General features: G+C 28.3%; 14 protein-coding genes and 1 pseudogene. 13 read left to right on the top strand and 2 right to left on the bottom strand.

The genetic code is table 11. From position 1 onward, the window contains the following. Window positions 1-8: 8 nt before the first annotated feature. Window positions 9-1331, bottom strand: coding sequence for an apolipoprotein N-acyltransferase (locus L8Y18_RS01020; RefSeq protein WP_263664377.1), 1323 nt, complete (start codon window positions 1329-1331; stop codon window positions 9-11). Here L8Y18_RS01020 and yajC point away from each other — a divergent pair. The 13 genes and pseudogenes from yajC to hpf all read left to right on the top strand — a co-directional run bounded on the left by yajC (window position 1301) and on the right by hpf (window position 15370). Next, a complete protein-coding gene (gene yajC / locus L8Y18_RS01015) occupies window positions 1301-1576 on the top strand; it encodes a preprotein translocase subunit YajC (RefSeq protein ID WP_263664378.1) in 276 nt (91 codons plus the stop codon). The genes L8Y18_RS01020 and yajC overlap by 31 nt on opposite strands. Continuing rightward, window positions 1569-3149, top strand: a complete 1581-nt coding sequence (gene secD / locus L8Y18_RS01010; RefSeq protein WP_263676083.1) for a protein translocase subunit SecD — start codon at window positions 1569-1571, stop codon at window positions 3147-3149. Before yajC ends, secD begins: the two co-directional genes overlap by 8 nt. Beyond that, window positions 3149-4120 carry a protein translocase subunit SecF gene (gene secF / locus L8Y18_RS01005; protein ID WP_133318706.1) on the top strand — a complete coding sequence of 324 codons (972 nt, stop codon included), beginning with the start codon at window positions 3149-3151 and terminating at the stop codon, window positions 4118-4120. Before secD ends, secF begins: the two co-directional genes overlap by 1 nt. Before the next feature lie 2 nt (window positions 4121-4122). Next, entirely contained in the window at window positions 4123-4464 is a 342-nt protein-coding gene (locus L8Y18_RS01000; protein WP_133318707.1) for a DUF6394 family protein, read from the top strand. A gap of 8 nt (window positions 4465-4472) precedes the next feature. Next, window positions 4473-6902: a leucine--tRNA ligase gene (gene leuS / locus L8Y18_RS00995; RefSeq protein WP_263661829.1), complete on the top strand. Its 2430-nt coding sequence runs from the start codon at window positions 4473-4475 to the stop codon at window positions 6900-6902. Continuing rightward, on the top strand, window positions 6899-7396 hold the full coding sequence (gene lptE, locus L8Y18_RS00990; RefSeq protein ID WP_263665249.1) for an LPS assembly lipoprotein LptE: 498 nt from the start codon (window positions 6899-6901) through the stop codon (window positions 7394-7396). Before leuS ends, lptE begins: the two co-directional genes overlap by 4 nt. Beyond that, entirely contained in the window at window positions 7397-8764 is a 1368-nt protein-coding gene (locus L8Y18_RS00985) for a hypothetical protein (protein ID WP_133318710.1), read from the top strand. It abuts the gene before it with no gap. Window position 8765: 1 nt separating this feature from the next. Continuing rightward, window positions 8766-9935 (top strand): Mur ligase family protein, encoded by a 1170-nt coding sequence (locus L8Y18_RS00980; RefSeq protein WP_263676081.1) that lies wholly within the window; start codon window positions 8766-8768, stop codon window positions 9933-9935. After that, a pseudogene (locus tag L8Y18_RS00975) lies at window positions 9922-10834 on the top strand (M23 family metallopeptidase). The gene L8Y18_RS00980 and the pseudogene L8Y18_RS00975 overlap by 14 nt, the downstream one beginning before the upstream one ends. Further along, window positions 10762-11166: a bactofilin family protein gene (locus tag L8Y18_RS00970; protein WP_263660127.1), complete on the top strand. Its 405-nt coding sequence runs from the start codon at window positions 10762-10764 to the stop codon at window positions 11164-11166. The pseudogene L8Y18_RS00975 and the gene L8Y18_RS00970 overlap by 73 nt, the downstream one beginning before the upstream one ends. After that, the gene (locus L8Y18_RS00965) at window positions 11156-14095 is read left to right on the top strand and encodes a DEAD/DEAH box helicase (RefSeq protein WP_263676079.1); all 2940 of its coding nucleotides are present in this window, start codon (window positions 11156-11158) and stop codon (window positions 14093-14095) included. Before L8Y18_RS00970 ends, L8Y18_RS00965 begins: the two co-directional genes overlap by 11 nt. After that, window positions 14092-14772, top strand: coding sequence for an endonuclease III domain-containing protein (locus L8Y18_RS00960; protein ID WP_263664382.1), 681 nt, complete (start codon window positions 14092-14094; stop codon window positions 14770-14772). The genes L8Y18_RS00965 and L8Y18_RS00960 overlap by 4 nt, the downstream gene beginning before the upstream one ends. A gap of 79 nt (window positions 14773-14851) precedes the next feature. Then, window positions 14852-15370 (top strand): ribosome hibernation-promoting factor, HPF/YfiA family, encoded by a 519-nt coding sequence (gene hpf / locus L8Y18_RS00955; protein WP_220566860.1) that lies wholly within the window; start codon window positions 14852-14854, stop codon window positions 15368-15370. A 31-nt stretch (window positions 15371-15401) separates the two neighbouring features. On the opposite strand, the gene L8Y18_RS00950 is transcribed toward hpf, so the two are convergent. Beyond that, window positions 15402-17945: a hypothetical protein gene (locus L8Y18_RS00950; RefSeq protein ID WP_263676078.1), complete on the bottom strand. Its 2544-nt coding sequence runs from the start codon at window positions 17943-17945 to the stop codon at window positions 15402-15404. Between the last annotated feature and the right edge of the window lie 91 nt (window positions 17946-18036).

The following is an 18036-nucleotide window of genomic DNA, read 5'->3' as shown; positions in this document are numbered from 1 at the left end:
TGAAGCTTTTAAGCTTCATTTTGCTTTAAAAATTTTTCTTTTATCTTTAAAATCAATACTTCTTTTGGCTTAATTACTGCATTTTCTTTTCCATTAACTGCATGATATATACTTACATTATAATTATTTGCATAAAAACGCATTAGAAAATTTTGTAATTTATACTCACTTGAAAAATTAAACCAAGCATTGTTTGAAATAGCGATGATGATTTTTGAGTGTTTGTAAAGTTTTTCTTTTGTAGCTTCAAAGCAGATAGCATTAGTGATGAGCTGATTATTTAGAGTGTATTGATTTAATTCTTTTCCTTTTGAAAATTCATCAATATTTAAAAGATATTTTTTAAAAAAGTTTTTAAATATAGGAATTTCTTCTCCAAAAGGTACAAGATAATGTTTGTTAAAAACTTGTATGTTGCCATTATTAAATACATAAGTACTATTGTATAGATGATTAGGTGTAGTGCTTATAGCACCTGCAATGATGATGATTTGTTTTGATAAATCTTTTAAGACTTGTAAATAACTTGGTGCTTTATTTAATGCAAAAGCAAAAGCAGTTTCAGGAAAAATAATTGCTTCTTTACCTTCTTTTATAGCCTTGTTGATTTGGTAAAATATATCTTTAGAATGAGTTTGTAAATTTTCTTGTATGAATTTTTGATCTTGAGAGATATTAGTTTGGATTAATTTATAGTCTAAATTTAGTGTTTGTGATTGTTTTTGATTATATTGAGCTCCGATTAGAATAAGGATTAGAATAATTGCTATTTTATAATATCTTGAAATATATTTTTCATAATAAAAATAAGCAATCAAAAACATAGCTATAATACCTTGGTAACTTGCATCAAAGATTCCATATACACTTAAAACACCCCAATTTAGCCAATCAAAGCCAAAAGGATGAATAAAACAAAGTAAAAAAATTCCACAAAGCCTTAAAAAATCATATTTAAGAAAAAAACATATAAAAAACAAAAATCCATAAATTAATCCAATTAAGATAATTTCTAAAGGAATTAAATAAGCTAAATTAAAATAAATTGATGATAAACCTATCCACCAAAACCACAAAATTCCTATAAAAAAACCGGTGTAAAAATATCCTGCTTTACTTTTGTTTCTTAGTAATAAAATTAAACCATATATGCTTAAAAATGGTGAGATAAATTCGAAAAGTAAATTTTCAAAAAAAGAAAAATAAATAAAATTTGACAATAAAAGTGCAGAAAAAAAGGCTTTTATTATTTTAAAAGTGGTAGAATTAGAATTTATGAACTTAAAAAAAAGGGGAAGAAATGGCAGAAAACGGAAATATTTGGACTTCATTGTTGCCTCTCATTGTGCTTTTTGCGATTTTTTATTTTTTGGTTATTAGACCACAACAAAAACAAGCAAAAGACCATAAATTGATGGTTTCATCTTTAGAAAAAGGAGATAAAATCATCACAAATGGTGGGATAATTTGCGAGGTGGTAAAACCAGAAGAGGATTTTATCAAAGTTAAGCTTAATGATGAAAATGTAGTTGTAAAAATTTCTAGAGATTTTATAGCAAAGAAAATTGATGTGTAGTGGAAAAATTACTTATAGAAGTATTATTTTCTTTGTAGTTTTTCTTATAGGGCTTGTTTTTTCTATACCTTCTTTTATGCAAACCCAAAGTGGTGCTAAGATTAACCTAGGACTTGATTTGCAAGGTGGTTTGCATATGTTATTAGGTGTAGAAGTGGAAGAGGCAGTTAAGTCAAAGGTTAAATCCATAGCCTCTTCTCTTAGTTATTCTATCAATAAAGAAGATATTATTGTTGATAAAATCAAAGTAAATGATACTAGTATTGAATTTAGTTTATTGGATGAAAATGATGTAGCTAAGGTTGATTTGTTGTTAAAAGACATTAAAGGCTTGGCTATTACACACGAAAATTTACACTACACACTTTCTTTAACCCAAGAAGAAATTAAATTAACTCATGAGCAAGCTATTTTGCAAGCTGTAGAAACAATTAGAAATAGACTTGATCAATTTGGTCTTGCAGAGCCAAATGTAGCAAGATCAGGTGAGGATAAAATTTTAGTCGAACTTCCAGGTATTAAAACTGCTGCAGATGAGGCTAGAGCTAGAGAACTTATTGCAAAAGCTGCACATTTGCAATTAATGGAAGTAGATGATGTTAGAATGGATCAGGTAAATAATCTTACTCCAGCTCAGGCTGCTGAATATGGAGATTTAATTTTTGAAGATGCAAAAAATCCTCAAATTAAATATCTAGTAAAATCTATACCTATTCTTGATGGTTCTATGCTAACAGATGCAAAAGTAGGTTTTGCACAAAGTAATAATCTTCCTGTTATTAATTTTACCTTAAATTCAGAAGGTGCTAAAAAATTTGGAGACTATACAGGAAATAATGTAGGTAAACGCTTAGCTATAGTTTTAGATAATAAAGTATATTCAGCTCCAAGAATTAATGAAAGAATAGGTGGAGGTAGTGGCCAAATTAGTGGTAGCTTTACTGTAGAAGAAGCTCATGATGTGGCCATTGCTTTAAGAAGTGGAGCGCTTTTAGCACCGGTTAAAATGCTTGAAAAAAGAAGTGTTGGACCATCTTTGGGTGCTGATAGTATTAAAATGAGTATGATAGCCCTAGCAGGTGCTTCTATATTAGTTATTGCATTTATGGTGATGTATTATGGTATAGCAGGAATTTTTGCTAATATTGCTTTAGTGGCAAATATTTTAGTGATTATTGCTGTAATGGCTATGTTTGGTGCAACCTTAACTTTACCTGGTATGGCAGGACTTGTACTGACTGTGGGTATGGCAGTAGATTCTAATGTTATTATTAATGAAAGAATTAGGGAGTTATTGCGAGAAGGTGCTAGCATAAGGCAAAGTGTTGAAAATGGTTATAAGCATGCAATGAGCGCGATTTTAGATTCTAACATTACTTCGCTTATTACTTCAGTGGTACTTTATGCTTATGGAACAGGTGCGGTAAAAGGTTTTGCGGTGACTTTGAGTATTGGGATTTTAGTTTCGATGATTACTTCTATTGTTGGAACTCATGGTATGTTTGAAATGTTTATGAACCGTATGGAAAAAAGCAATAATACAAGATTATGGTTTGGATATAGGAGACCTTAATGCAATTTTTTAGTCAAAAACATGTTTATGATTTTATGAGAATGAGATTTGCAGCCATCTCTTTGTCTTTTATTTTATTTTTTGGTTCTATTTTTATCCTTTTTACTAAGGGTTTGAATTTTGGTATTGATTTTACCGGTGGAACTTTAGTACAACTTCAATACGAGCAAAAAGCTCCTTTGGCTGAAATTCGCAAAGCTTTAGCTATCAATGAAAATTTAAAAGGTGCTAGCGTTACTGAATTTGGTAGTGCTAATGAAGTGATTATTCGTTTTTCAGGAAGTAGCGATAGCTTGGGAAGTGACATTGGAGTAAGTATTGCAAATTTATTAAAAGATACAGGTAAATTTGAAGTGCGCCGTGTGGATGTAGTAGGTCCAAAAGTAGGAGATGAACTGCGTAATAAAGGTCTTATGGCGGTTGGAATTTCTTTGATTGCTATTTTGATTTATTTAGCAGTGAGATTTGAATGGCGTTTTGCTATGGCTTCTATTGTGTGTGAAATTCATGATATAGTCATTACTTTAGGCGCTATTGCATTATTTGAAATAGATGTAAATTTAGATATTTTGGCGGCTGTTTTAACCGTGCTTGGATATTCTTTAAATGATACGATTATTATTTTTGATAGGATTAGAGAAGGTGTTAAAACAAGTAAAAATTCAAAACTTGATTTAATTATCAATGAATCAGTTTCTGCAACTTTATCAAGAACTACCTTAACAACGGGATTAACTTTGATTACTGTTGTAGTGCTTTATTTCTTTGGTGGATCTATGATAGAAGGTTTTGCTCTAACTATGATAGTGGGTATTGTAGCAGGTACTGCAAGTTCTATATTTGTAGCAAGTCCAGCACTTTTATGGTTTAAATTTAGTGTTACGCAGTATCGTCAAAAAGAATTAGAAAAAGTAAAGAAAAAACAAGAAAAAGAGAAATTAAGAGCGATGTATGAAAAAGGAACGGTGTAAAAATGAATTGGGGTAAGGTTATTTATATCTTTTTTGCTCTAATGAGCTTAACTACAACCGCAGGATTTTTATATGATCAAAATGAAGTTGCATTATTTATTGCAGCTTGTGTGAATTTAATTTCTACTTTATTGAAAATCGGAGTTAGAAATTTCTTAGCAGCTGAATTATTTGCTAGTTCTTTAGTGGCTGATTTGCATTTAATTCCAGCTTTTGCTTTAATACAAATTAATCCAGAGGCTAATGTTATGGTTTATACTTTAGCAATTGGTGCTTTGATAGCTAATATCTTTTCAATGATTTTAGTTATAGTTGATTCAGTAAAAAGTCAAGAAGAAAATTAGGAGTTAAAATGGCATATGAGGCAGGTAAAATAGAAAAAAAATGGCAAAAAATTTGGCAAGAAAAAGAATATTTTGAGCCAAAAGATGATTTTTCTTTACCAAAAAAATACATTTTATCTATGTTTCCATATCCAAGTGGTAGAATTCATATGGGGCATGTGAGAAACTATAGCATAGGTGATGCTATGGCTAGATATTATAGAAAAAAAGGTTTTAATGTCTTACATCCTATAGGTTTTGATAGTTTTGGTATGCCTGCTGAAAATGCTGCGATAAAACACGGTATTCATCCTAAGAAATGGACTTATGAAAATATTGATTATATGCAAAATGAACTTGCTTCTTTGGGCTTTTCCTTTTCTAAAAAAAGAATGTTTGCTACTTCTGATCCTTTATATACTAAATTTGAGCAAGAATTTTTCATTAAAATGTATGAAAAAGGACTTGTTTATACTAAAGAAGCTGAAGTTAATTGGTGTGAGAATGATAAAACAGTCTTGGCAAATGAGCAAGTTGAAGATGGCAAATGTTGGCGTTGCGGACATGAAGTCATTAGAAAAAAAATGCCAGGATATTATGTAAAAATTACCGCTTATGCAGATGAATTATTGCAAGATCTTAAAAAATTAGAAGGAAAATGGCCAAGTCAGGTTTTGACTATGCAAGAAAATTGGATAGGTAAAAGCACAGGGCTTAGTTTTGATTTTGATATAGAAGAAAATGATAAAATCAGCGCAAAAAAGATCAATGTTTTTACAACAAGAGCTGAGACTATTTATGGAGTGTCTTATATTGCTTTAGCACCTGATCATGAAATAGTAAACGAATTAATTGATAAAAAATTACTAGATCAAGATACTATTATAAAAATTCAAAATATACAAAATCAAACACCCCGCCAAAGACAAGCTGCGCCAAAAGAAGGATATTTTTTAAATCTTCATGTAATCCATCCACTAAGTAAAGAAAAAATTCCTTTATGGGTAGCTAATTTTGTTTTAAGTGATTATGGTAGTGGGGCTGTTATGAGTGTGCCTGCTCATGATGAAAGAGATTATGAGTTTGCAAAAACTTATAATTTAGCTATAAAAAAAGTAATTTATAAAGATGAAAATGATGCACAATGCTACACTTTAAAAGAAGGTGTTTTAACTAATAGTGGCGAATTTGATCAATTAGAATGTAATGATGCTAGAGAAAAAATTAGTTTAAAAATTGAATCTTTGGGTATTGGTAAAAAGGTTACCAATTTTAAAATTCGTGATTGGGGTGTTTCTAGACAAAGATATTGGGGTGCTCCTATACCAATGATTAAGTGTAATTCTTGTGGCATAGTTCCTCAAAAAATAGAAAATTTACCTATTACCTTGCCTGAAGATGTGATTATAAATGGAGAGGGAAATCCACTTGATAAGCATGAAATATGGAAAGAGTGCATTTGTCCAAAATGTGGTAAAAAAGCACAAAAAGAAAGCGATACTTTAGATACTTTCTTTGAAAGTTCTTGGTATTTTGCGCGTTTTGCAAGTGATGATAAAACATGGCAAGAAAAAGCGGTGGATGAAAAAAGTGTTAATTATTGGATGAATGTTGATGAATATATTGGCGGGATTGAACATGCGATATTGCATTTACTCTATGCTAGATTTTTCCAAAAAGCACTTAGAGATTTGGGTTATTTAAAAGATGATGAGCCTTTTAATAGACTTTTAACCCAAGGAATGGTCACTAAAGATGGTGCTAAGATGAGTAAATCTAAGGGTAATGTAGTTGATCCTGATTATATTATAGAAAAATATGGAGCAGATAGTGCAAGATTGTTTATATTGTTTGCTGCACCACCTGCTAAAGAACTTGAATGGAACGATAGTGCGCTAGAGGGTGCGTTTAAATTTATCAATAGGCTTTATGAAAAGGCTATGAGTTTAGAATGTGGAAAATTACAAGAAATTGATCATCAAAGTTTAAATAAAGAAGAAAAATATGCTAGATTAAAAGTATATGAAGCTTTGAAAAAATCTTTTGAAGTTTATGAAGAAAGTTTTGCCTTTAATACCTTAATAGCTGCATGTATGGAAGCTTTAAATGCCTTAAATGCTATAAATCATAAAGAAGTTTTAAAAGAAGCTTTTTATATTATTTTAAATATTTTAGAGCCTATTATCCCTCATGTTTGTTTTGAGCTTAGCGAGCATTTGTTTAAATGTGAAAATTTTAAAGTATTAAAAATAAAAGAAGAAGTTTTTGTAAAAGATAGTTTTAATATAGCTATTAGTGTTAATGGTAAAAAAAGAGCACAGATTGAAATAAATTCAGAGGCTAAAGAAGATGAGATTTTAGCTTTGGCTAAAGAAAATGTTGCAAAATGGCTAGAAGGAAAAACCATTGTAAAAGAAATTTATATTGATAAGAAATTGGTAAATTTGGTGGTTAAATGAAAAAATATTTAATATCTTTTTTTGCTTTTTTTATTATATCTTGTGGATATATCCCATCATCTCAAATGGCAAGTAGGGTTTTGGGTGAAAATGTATTTTTGAAAATCAATATTAGTAAACAAGATCCCGAAAATAGTGTTTATATAACAGATATTTTAAGAGAAGCTATGCTTAATAAGCTTGGCAGAAAAGTCACAGATGAGCATAATGCAGATAGTTCTATTATAGTTACGATGAAAAAGTTAGAATTTCATCCTATAGTGTATGATAGAAATGGTTATGTAGTTAATTATAAAGCAGAGCTTTACTTGGAATTTCTTATGCGTTATAAAAATGGTAAAGAAGAAGTTGTAAATACCAAGGGAAGTTATAATTTTGATATTAATCCAAATTCTATTATTAGCGATCAAGCTAGATTTGAAGCAATTAAAAATGCATCAAGTGAAGCTTTTGATGAATTTGTTTCTATCATAGCTATTAGGGGTTATAAATAAATGGCAAGTCATATCAATGAGATTGCAAAAGAAACATTGATAAAATTAAAAGAGCGTAAGTTGCATCCAACTCCTGAAAATTATAGTGAGGTATTTGAAGAATGTGCTAAAAAAGCGGGAGTGATGAGTTTTAATAAAGCAAGGATAGAAAAATATACTAATCTTTTAGATGATATTTATAAGCAAGAGCTAAAAGGAAAAAGCATTCGAACTATTGATGAGTTTTTGATGTTTTTAGTTTCTAGACTTAATAGGCAAGTAAGTAGAAAATATGAAGATGTTTATGCTTTGCTTGATTTGATTGTGCAACAGCTTAGTATTAGCAAAGATAAAAAAATCAAAGAATTAGCAAAAATTACTCAACACAGATTATCTCAAGCTATGGATTTAGAAACCATATATCTTTTAAGGGCTAAATGGAGAGAGCTTGAAAAATCTTATGAGGATTATGAGCTTTTAAAAAAATTAGAAGAATTTAATATTCGAGCGTTTTTGGATTTTCACACTTTAGTTGAAAAACTCATTGTTATGTTAAAGGAGAGATCTTATGAGAAGCAGGCTGAACTTTTACTAGCTTCTTTGGAGTCTTTGTTTGGAGCAAGTAAAGAGCTTGAGCAGTTTAAACAAAATTTAAAAGAAAATCCTAAATTAATTGCCAGGAAAGAATTTGCACATGAGTATTATTTAATGTTGCAAAAAAAAGAAGCAACAGATAAATATTATATACAAAAAAACCTTTCTTTTTTTAATCAGCACTTAGAAAGCTTAAATGAAATGGTATCAAAGCTTTATGATAACAGCCAAGAAGATGTGAAATTTATTAATGCTTTAACTAAAGATGAAAATGGTAATGTTCAAATTAATTTTGATACACTAAAAGATAAACTTTTGTATGCAAACGAGCAAATAGCGCAAATTAAAACTCAAATTCAAGCTACAAGTGATGATGAGCAAAGAGAGCAGTGGAGTCTTGCTCAAGAACTTAAAAAACTTGATGAAAACTATAAGCTTTATGCTGTTAATTATGCATTATGTTTTTTTAAAATTAATAATATAGAGCATGTTATTAATGTTTATGGTGTTGATAGTTTTAAGGCAATTAGTGGAAAGTTTAAAAAGATACTTAAAGATTTATGTAAAGATATGGGTGAAATTTGGATTTTAGATGAAAGTTCTTATTTGGTTATACTTCCAGGTAAAAATTTAGAAAGTGCTCAGATTTTTATAGAAAAAGCCTTAAAGCTTATAGATGATTATAAATTTATTTATAAAGAAGAAGTAGTTAAACTTATTTTATCATCTTCTTACATAGAAAAAAAAGAATTTCCAGATGGTGATATTTTAAAAGAATTAATCCAAAAAGCTTAGCATGAAATTTCAACAAACACTTTCACAAAAAACTATGTATGTGCAAAAAATTAGTAGATTTTTTATGTTTAGCATGTATGAGAAGTATAAAAAATTTATTCCAAAAACTAAAAATATCCAAATTATTGGCACTAATGGTAAAGGAAGTACGGGTAGATTTTTAGCGCTTTTACTTTTAGAGCAAGGATATAAAGTAGGTCATTATACAAGTCCACATATTTTTGAATTTAATGAAAGATTTTGGTTAAATGGCAAAATTGCAAGCAATGAACTTTTAGAAAAAGCGCATGAAAAACTAGAAAGTGTTTTTTTGGAAGATGTAAAAAAACTTAGTTATTTTGAATACGCTACTTTTTTAGCTTTTTTTATTTTTAAAGATTGTGATTATGTGATTTTAGAGGCCGGAGTAGGTGGGGAGTATGATGCGACAAGTGTTTTTGAAATAGATTTTAGTATTTTTACTAAAATAGGATTTGATCATCAAGATTTATTAGGTAAAAATTTAGAAGAAATAGCAAGAACAAAATTAAAAGCCATGAGTGCCAGAGCTTTAATTAATCATAAGCAAGAAGCAAAAGTATTAAATTTGGCTCAAAAAATAGCAAATTTAAAACGAGCTAGTTTAAGTATTAGTTTGCTAGAAAAAAATAATTTTATTAATCCTTATGTGCAAGAATATATTCAAAAGCACAGTTTTGCAACTTTTTTAAAAGATAATCTTTTTTTAGCTTTAGAAGCTTTTTCTAAAATTTGTGCTAAAAATGAAAAAGAATTAATTCAAAGTATCAAAAATCTACCAAAACTTGATTTAAAAGGAAGGTGCGAGCAAATAAGTCAAAATATTTTTATTGATGTAGGACATAATGAAATGGCGGCTTTAGCTTTAGTTGAAATTTTCAAGGAAAAAAAAGTTCATTTAGTTTATAATTGCTTTTTAGATAAAGATTCTTATAAAATTTTAAAGGTTTTAAAACCTATAATAAAAATAGTTGAAATTTATGATTATGAAAGTAAAGATAGACCTTTGGCGGGTTCTGTTTTGCTAGAAAATTTAGAAAAATTAGATATTGTTTATCAAAAATTTGAACAAATAAAAAAAGATGAGTTATATTTAGTTTTTGGTTCTTTTGTATTGGTAGAAAAATTTTTAAGAGGCTATAATGAAAGATAAATTTACGCTAACTATTACAGATGTAAATGGTTCTAGACATTTTTTATTAAGTCAGATTATAAAAAAAAGTAATAATTTATTTTACTACTTTTGTTTTTGTTGTTATAGTTTTAGGTGCTTTATATATTAATTATCTAGCAGATAAGCGTTCAGAGCTTTTAAAAGAACAAGAAATATTATCTTCAAAGAATACTAAATTGTTTTCTCAAAATGAGAGTATGCAAAAAAGTTTAGAAGAAAAAACAGCCTTATATGATGAACTCCAAACCCAACTTGCAGATATTGAGGATAATTTAGGCTTAAAACAAGATGAAAGTTTAGATATACCAGAAAGATTAGAAAAAGTCAAACTTACTAATGATCAAGCTTATTTATTTTTAACACAAATTCCAAATGGTCATGTGATAGAAGATAATGGAGTCACAGGTAATTTCGGATGGCGCCATCATCCTATATTAAATAAAAAAGAATTTCATCCAGGTATTGATTTAAGAGCAGCTTTAAAAACTCCTATTTATGCGCCTGCAAATGGAGTGGTTGAATACGCTGCATATAGCAATAATGGTTATGGTTACTCAGTGATTTTGATCCATAATTTTGGTTTTAAAACGGTTTATGCACATATGACGCGTCAGGATGTTGTCAAAGCAGGGCAATTTGTAAAAAAAGGTGATTTGTTGGGTTATACGGGAAATACAGGTCTTTCTACGGGCCCGCATTTGCATTATGAGGTTAGATTTATTAATAAACTTTTAGATCCTAAGATTTTTATAGATTTAAACCGAAAAAACTATGAACAAATTTTTGAAAAAGAAAGGAGAGTGCCATGGCAATCTTTAATAAAGGCTCTATTGCTGCAGTATCCGAAACTACAGTCATTTCAAACGGAGCAAAAATAGAAGGAAAATTTTATTTTGATTCTATGCTTCATTTAGATGGAGAAATTACAGGAGTAATTAATTCTTCTAATGTGATAGTGATAGGTAAAAGTGGTGTTTTAAAAGGACAAGTTAAGGCAAGTAAAATAGTAATCAATGGAGTTTTTGAGGGAGAAATGCAAGTTGATTCTTTAGAAATTTTATCCGGCGGTGTGCTTAATGGTAATATCATAGTTAAACAATTAAGTATTGAAAATGGTGGGAAATTTAACGGAAGTAGTAAAATAATTGAAAAAGAAGAAGAGCTTGCAACTATTGATGTGAGTATAGAAAATTCAGAAAATGCAAGCTAAATTATATGAATATTTATTAAGTAATAAAACTGAGTTAATAATTTGTGAGAATGATAAAGAAACAGATGAATTAGCTCAAGTTTGCTTATTTTTAAAATTAAAAACTTTTATTTTACCTGATTTTAGAGCAGAATTTGGTAGCGGTTTACGCTCTTTTTCTAAAGAACTTTTTGAAATTTGTAAAGTATTAAATGCTTATCATAAAGAAAATGAAAATAAAATTTTAATATCTCCTATAAAAACAATTTTGCAAAAGTTACCAGGTAAAAAGCATCTAAAAAACATTATTCTTAAAAGAAATTCACTTCTTGCTTTAGAGAAATTTAAAGAAGAAATTTTACATAGTGGATATGAGTTTGTAGATATAGTTCAAGATAAGGGTGAAATTTCAATACGCGGGGATATTATAGATATTTTTGCGATTAATGAAGAACAACCTTTCAGAATTTTACTTTTTTCAGATGAGATAGAAAGTATAAGATATTTTGATATACATACACAAAAATCAATCCCTACTGAACTCTCCAATATAGAAATTTGTCCTTTTTTGAGTGCTTTTAGTCAAGAGCAATATGAAAATTTACAAGAAAAAATTCAAAATTTCCAAAGCCAAAGTATTATAAATGATGTTAATTCTTTAGGTTTTTGGTGTGTTGATGATTTTTGTGATTATTTAGATTTAAATTTTGTAAGTATAAAAAAATTTGATGTAAATGATTTTGAAGAAGATATTAGTAAAATCAATCAAAATATTTTATCTGAACCAAAATTTTATAAAGATTTGGTAAGTTCTTATAATTATGATTTTTTCACTTTTCACAAAGATAAAAAAATTACTATTTTAGCAAAAAATGAAGCTTTGTTTAAAGCTTTAAATTTACAAGAATTTTCAAATATTAAATTAAAAATATCCCAAGAAAGAATTAATTTAAGTACTCAAGATGAGCTTATCATATCTTTAAATAAAAAAGAAAAAAATAAAAGAGTTAGAAAAGCAAGCTTGGTAATAGATGAGCTTAGGGTTGGGGATTTTGTTGTGCATGAAGATTATGGTGTAGCTAAATTTTTAGGTCTTGAGATTATTGCAATAGCGGGAGCAAAAAAAGAATTTGTCGCTCTTGGGTATTTAAATAACGATAAGCTTTTATTACCTGTTGAAAATTTATATATGATTGATAAATATATCGGTGTAAGTGGTGGTGTGCCTTTACTTGATAAGCTTGGAAAAGGAAGTTTTTTAAAAATCAAGGAAAGATTAAAAGAAAAATTATTTGCCATTGCTTCAAATATAGTTTCTTTAGCAGCGGCTAGAGCTTTGATAAAAGCAAAAGAATTAAAAATTTCTCAAGAATTACAAGATGAATTTATCAATAAGGCAGGATTTTTTTACACTAAAGATCAAAGTCAAGTTTGTCAAGAAATCACTCAAGATTTAAAAAGTATGCAGGTGATGGATAGGCTTTTAAGTGGCGATGTGGGTTTTGGTAAAACAGAAGTTGCTATGAACGCTATATTTACTTGTGTAAAAAGTGGTTATACGGCTTTATTTTTTGTGCCAACTACTTTGCTTTCAGCCCAGCATTTTAAAACCTTAAAACGAAGATTTGATTCTTTTGATATAGAGGTTTTTAAGCTAGATCGTTTTACTAGTGCTAAAGAAAAAAAACAAGTTTTAGCATTTTTAAAAGAAAATAAGCCTTGTGTAGTGGTTGGAACGCATTCTCTTTTAGGGGTTGAGTGTGAAAATTTGGGTTTAGTCGTGATAGATGAGGAGCATAAATTTGGTGTAAAACAAAAAGAAAAACTCAAGGAACTAAGTAAAAATTCACATATTCTATCTATGTCGGCAACGCCTATACCAAGAAGTTTAAATCAAGCTCTTAGCTCTTTAAAGTCATATAGTGTTTTACAAACTCCACCTGAGGATCGTTTGGATGTGCGTACCTTTGTTAGAGAAAGTAGTGATGCTTTGATTAAAGAAGCTATTTCAAGAGAATTAAGAAGAGCAGGACAGATTTTTTATATACACAATCATATAGCAAGTATTGATGAGTGTAAAAAATATCTTTTAGATTTGTTTCCAAATTTAAAAATTTTAATCTTGCATTCTAAAATTGATGCAAAAATTACTGAAGAAGAAATGATTAAATTCGAAAATAAAGAATATGATTTATTGCTTTGTACTTCTATAGTTGAAAGTGGTATTGATTTGGCAAATGCAAACACTATCATAGTAGAAAATTCAGATCGCTTTGGTATGGCTGATTTACACCAACTTAGAGGAAGAGTAGGGCGTAGTGCTAAGCAAGGATATTGTTATTTTTTGATTGAAGATAAGGAAAAAATCACAAAAGATTCTTTAAAAAGACTTACGAGTTTAGAGAGTAATTCTTATTTAGGTTCAGGAAGCGTGCTTGCTTACCATGATTTAGAAATTCGTGGTGGTGGAAATTTATTAGGCGTAGATCAAAGTGGGCATATAGAGCAAATTGGCTATAGCTTGTATCTTAAAATGTTAGAAGATGAGATTAATAAATTAAGTAAAAAAGAAGAAATTAAAGAGAAAAAAATAGATCTAAAGCTTAATATCAATGCTTTTTTAAATAGTGAGTATATTAGCGAAGATCGTTTGAGATTAGAACTTTACAGAAGACTTAGTAAGTGTATGAGTGCTAATGAAGTTTATGAGATAGAAAGTGAGATGAATGATCGTTTTGGAAGACCTGATATCTTCACAAAGCAGTTTTTGGATTTAATCATCATAAAAATTTTAGCTAGCAAACATTATAAATTAGTGAGCAATTATGAACAAAATATTTGTTTTGTAAAAGATGATGAGAGCAAAGAAGTCATTAAAGCAAAAAGTAAAGACGATGATGATGTAATTGAGGCTATTTTGATGCATTTAAGAAAGAGTGAAAAAGCATGAGTGGATATGAAATTTTTAAAGCTTTAGTTAATGCAAATATTGATTATAAAGATTTTGAATGGCTAGAAAATAATACTTTAAGTGAGTTTGAAATTTTAATTTCTGTAGTTTTAACTCAAAATACAAACTGGAAAAATGTATTGAAAGCTTTGATAAATTTAAAACAAGCAAATATTACTAAAATAGAAGATTTATCAAATTTAAATACTCAAGATTTAGCGTTTTTAATAAAGCCAAGTGGATTTTATAATACTAAGGCAAAATATATTAAAAATTTTACTCAAAAATATTTTCAATATTTTAATTCTTTTGAGCTTTTTAAAGAAGAAGTTGATAGAGAATGGCTTTTGGATATTAAGGGTTTTGGTCAAGAAAGTGCTGATGGAATTTTAAATTATATATGCAAAAAAGAAGTTTTAGTAGTTGATGCTTATAGTGCAAAAATAGCTAATTATTTAGGCTATGAGTGTCAAAGTTATGATGAGTTGGCAGATTTTTTAAAAAAAGACATAGCTAAAAATCAACAAGAATTGTGTGTTTTATTAAAAAAAGAATGTAAATTATATGAGCTTTATCAAATTTTTCATGCTTTAATTGTTTCTTTTTGTAAAACACACTTTCAAGGTAAAAAACTTTCAGAGGATGGTGTATTTATTCTAGATCCTTTAAAATTTTAAATTTATTTTTTATTTAAAAAGTTATTTTTTTTACGATTAAAGTGCTATAATGTATTTAACTTCATAAAAAGGAGAAGTAATGAATACAAGTATAGTTGGAAAGCAATTTGAGCTAACTGAGTCTATAAAAGAGTATGTGGAAAAAAGCTTTGATGCTTTAAGTAAATATGGCTTAGATGTGATTTCTGCGCGTTGTGTTATAAGTGCTGATGAAAGGCATGGAAAGAAAGGATTTTGGGCTGAATTTAGCATTAATCTAGCCGGTATTAATACAGTGGTTGTAAAGCAAAAAGATAAAGACTTATACGCTGCTATAGATTTAGCTACTGATAGAATTTCTAAGGTTTTAAGAAGATTGCATGATAAAAATATTACCCATAAACATCAAGATGAGATAAAAGAAAATTTAGTATTACCGAGCTTGATTGAGGAAGATGAGATAGTTCCAACAGAACTTGAGCTATATAAGCCTTTGGAAATTGAAGAAGCGTTGGAAAAATTAAAAGCAAGTAAAGATATATTTTTAGTTTTTAATGACATAGATGCAAAAATGAGAGTGCTATATAAGAAAAAAGATGGTAAATTTGGTTTATTTTAAAAAATCTAGCCTTTTTTAAAGGCTAGATTTATTAGAAGAGTTTGTTAAAAATTTTATCTATTGCTTGATCTACTTTTTTACCTGTATTTTTAGCACCATCACTAGCATTTCCACCTATTGTATTAACAATAGAATTTACAACACTTTTTGTATCAAGACTTACTTTAGGATCTTGCGTTGTTCCTTTTATAACACCTTTGAAGTTTGCTCTATCAATGACGATATTAAAGGGAATGTTTAATTTGGTACTTTTTGTATCAACCTTACCTTTGCTAATATTTATATTGCTTCTATCAGCCACTAGGTTTAAATTTAAATCTATAAGATTTTTGTTGATATTTATTTTGGCTTCACCGTTGCGATATACATCTTGAGTGATATCTTTTTGTAAAAGTAACATTAAAGCACCTGTGATGAGATTTTTCTTAAGTCGCCCATCGGCTAAATTCATTAGCACCACACCACTTTCTTTTAAAAGATTATAGTCAATACTTAAATTTGATTTTGCTTGATAATAATCAGGTAAATCTAAGCTTTGAGTTAAATTTGAAAGATCGGTATTTTGCATTTTAGCGTTAAAAATATTATTTTTTAAAGTGGCATTTAACGAGCCGTTAAATATATTTTTACTATTAATACTTGCATCTATTAAAGCGTTTTTAAAATCAAATTTTCCTTCAAAATCAGCCTTGCCTTTTAAGTTTCTATCAACTAAAAATCCTAACTTAGAAAAATCTTGCAATGATATATTATAAGTGCTTGCTAGAGCCATTTGATTAAGATCAAATTTACCTTTTAATGAATTAATATTTGCAAATGAACTTAGAACTTTAGCGTTAAAATCAATGATTGATTTAGAAATTTTTCCATCAAGATTGATTTTTGCTGAAGTATTCTTTGGAAATTTTTTTTCTAAAAGTTTAGATAATTCTACTTCATTAAAAGAAGAATTAATATTTGCTTTAAAATCACCATTAATATTGTTAAAATCAAGTGACTTTAAGTCAATATCTGCATTTACATCACCAAATGCTAAAACTTTTTGTCCTATCAAAGGAAAAAGTTGTTCTAATTTTATATTATCAACTTTCGCTTGTAAATTTTTTCCATTGGATTTTGCATTGATAAGCCCTTGCATGATTTTAATATTTGCATCAAGATTTTGAATTTGATTTGACTTAAGATCAACTTTGGCATCTAAATTTAAAGGTCCATTGAGATCTTGTTTGGTTAAAGGTTTTAATTTGTTAAGATTATCCACAAAAGCACTAATTTGTACGTTTAAATCTTTGTTTGTAAGGTTATATGAACCTTTTAGTTGAGGTATTTTTGCTATGTTTGAATCAAGTAAAGCTTCATAATCAATCAAAGAATTTTTCGCATTTGCTTTAGCTTGTAAGTTAAAATTTGTTTTTGGAAAATCAAGATTGCTTAGTTTTTTAAATTCCATAACATTTATATTTGCATTGTTTAACCTAGTGTTTAGATTGAAATTTTTAAAATCAAGCCCTTGTGCTTTTAAATCTAAAACTAATTTAGAATTAATAAAAGCAGGTATGGATATGGTTTTTAAAAGTTCTGCTACTTCTATATTAGTTGTATTGATATTAAGATTATTATTTTCTAAAACAGCTTTTAAGTTACCACCAAATCCAAGTAAGTCAGCATCTAATTTTTGCAATTGATTGTTTGCAAAAATTAAATTACCTTGAATTTGACTTTTACCTTGGAGTTTCATTTTGGCTAGAGATGAAAATTGATTAAAATCATCTATTTTGATATCAAAATCACTAGTTAAGCTTTGTTTTGCTATATCATAAATGCTTTTTTGTGTATAAAGTTTGAAGAAGTTGCTTAAAATTTCACTTTTAGAAATAACTTCATTGCTTTGGATTAAAGATCTTATTTCACCTTTTATATAGCTTTGTTTTGGTAAGCTTAGATTAAAATCTTTTTCAATTAGAGTATTATTGATAGAACTTGTGTAAAAATTAATCAAAGCATTACCATTTGGTTTTAAATCTTTAGCTTGTATATCACTTATAATACTAATTTTTCCTTGAGCATATCTTGGTAGATTAGCAAAATCTAAAATTTGAGCCAAATCTATATTTTTACCAATAAATTCAAGATTTATAGGAGAAAAATCAACAATTTTTGCATCTAAGCTAAGATTAGAATCAAACAAAAATCCATTGCCTTTTACTGAAAAATTACTACTTTTACCTATGGCACTACCTTTAAATGTAAAATCTTTATCGCTTTTTAAGCCAAGATTTTGAATATAGTTTTGTTTAAGTCCTAAAAGATAGTTTAAATCAAATCCTAGTCTTAAAGGTGATATGCCACCTTCTATGTTAGCAAAAAATTTATCATCAATATTTGCTTTAATGTCAAGTTGTGAAAAACTAATTTTAAAATTTTCAAATTTAACATTCATACCACTTTTTTGAGCAATAATCGTTTCGATTCTTGGCTTTAAAAAAGCATTACCCATGCTTGTAAATAATAATGTATATATAGCTAGAAATGCTATACACACTACACCTAAAAGAATGTAAAGAATTTTTTTCATGAGAAACCTTTATAATGATATATCATATAAATTTAGTGATATAGACTAAACTTATATGATATATTTTACTTAATTTATTGACAATTAACTT

The organism is Campylobacter sp. CNRCH_2007_0968H (genome assembly GCF_025773245.1).
Lineage (GTDB): Bacteria > Campylobacterota > Campylobacteria > Campylobacterales > Campylobacteraceae > Campylobacter_D > Campylobacter_D lari_D.
Note: the sequence above shows the minus strand (reverse complement) of the source record. Positions and strands in the feature narration are given on the sequence as shown.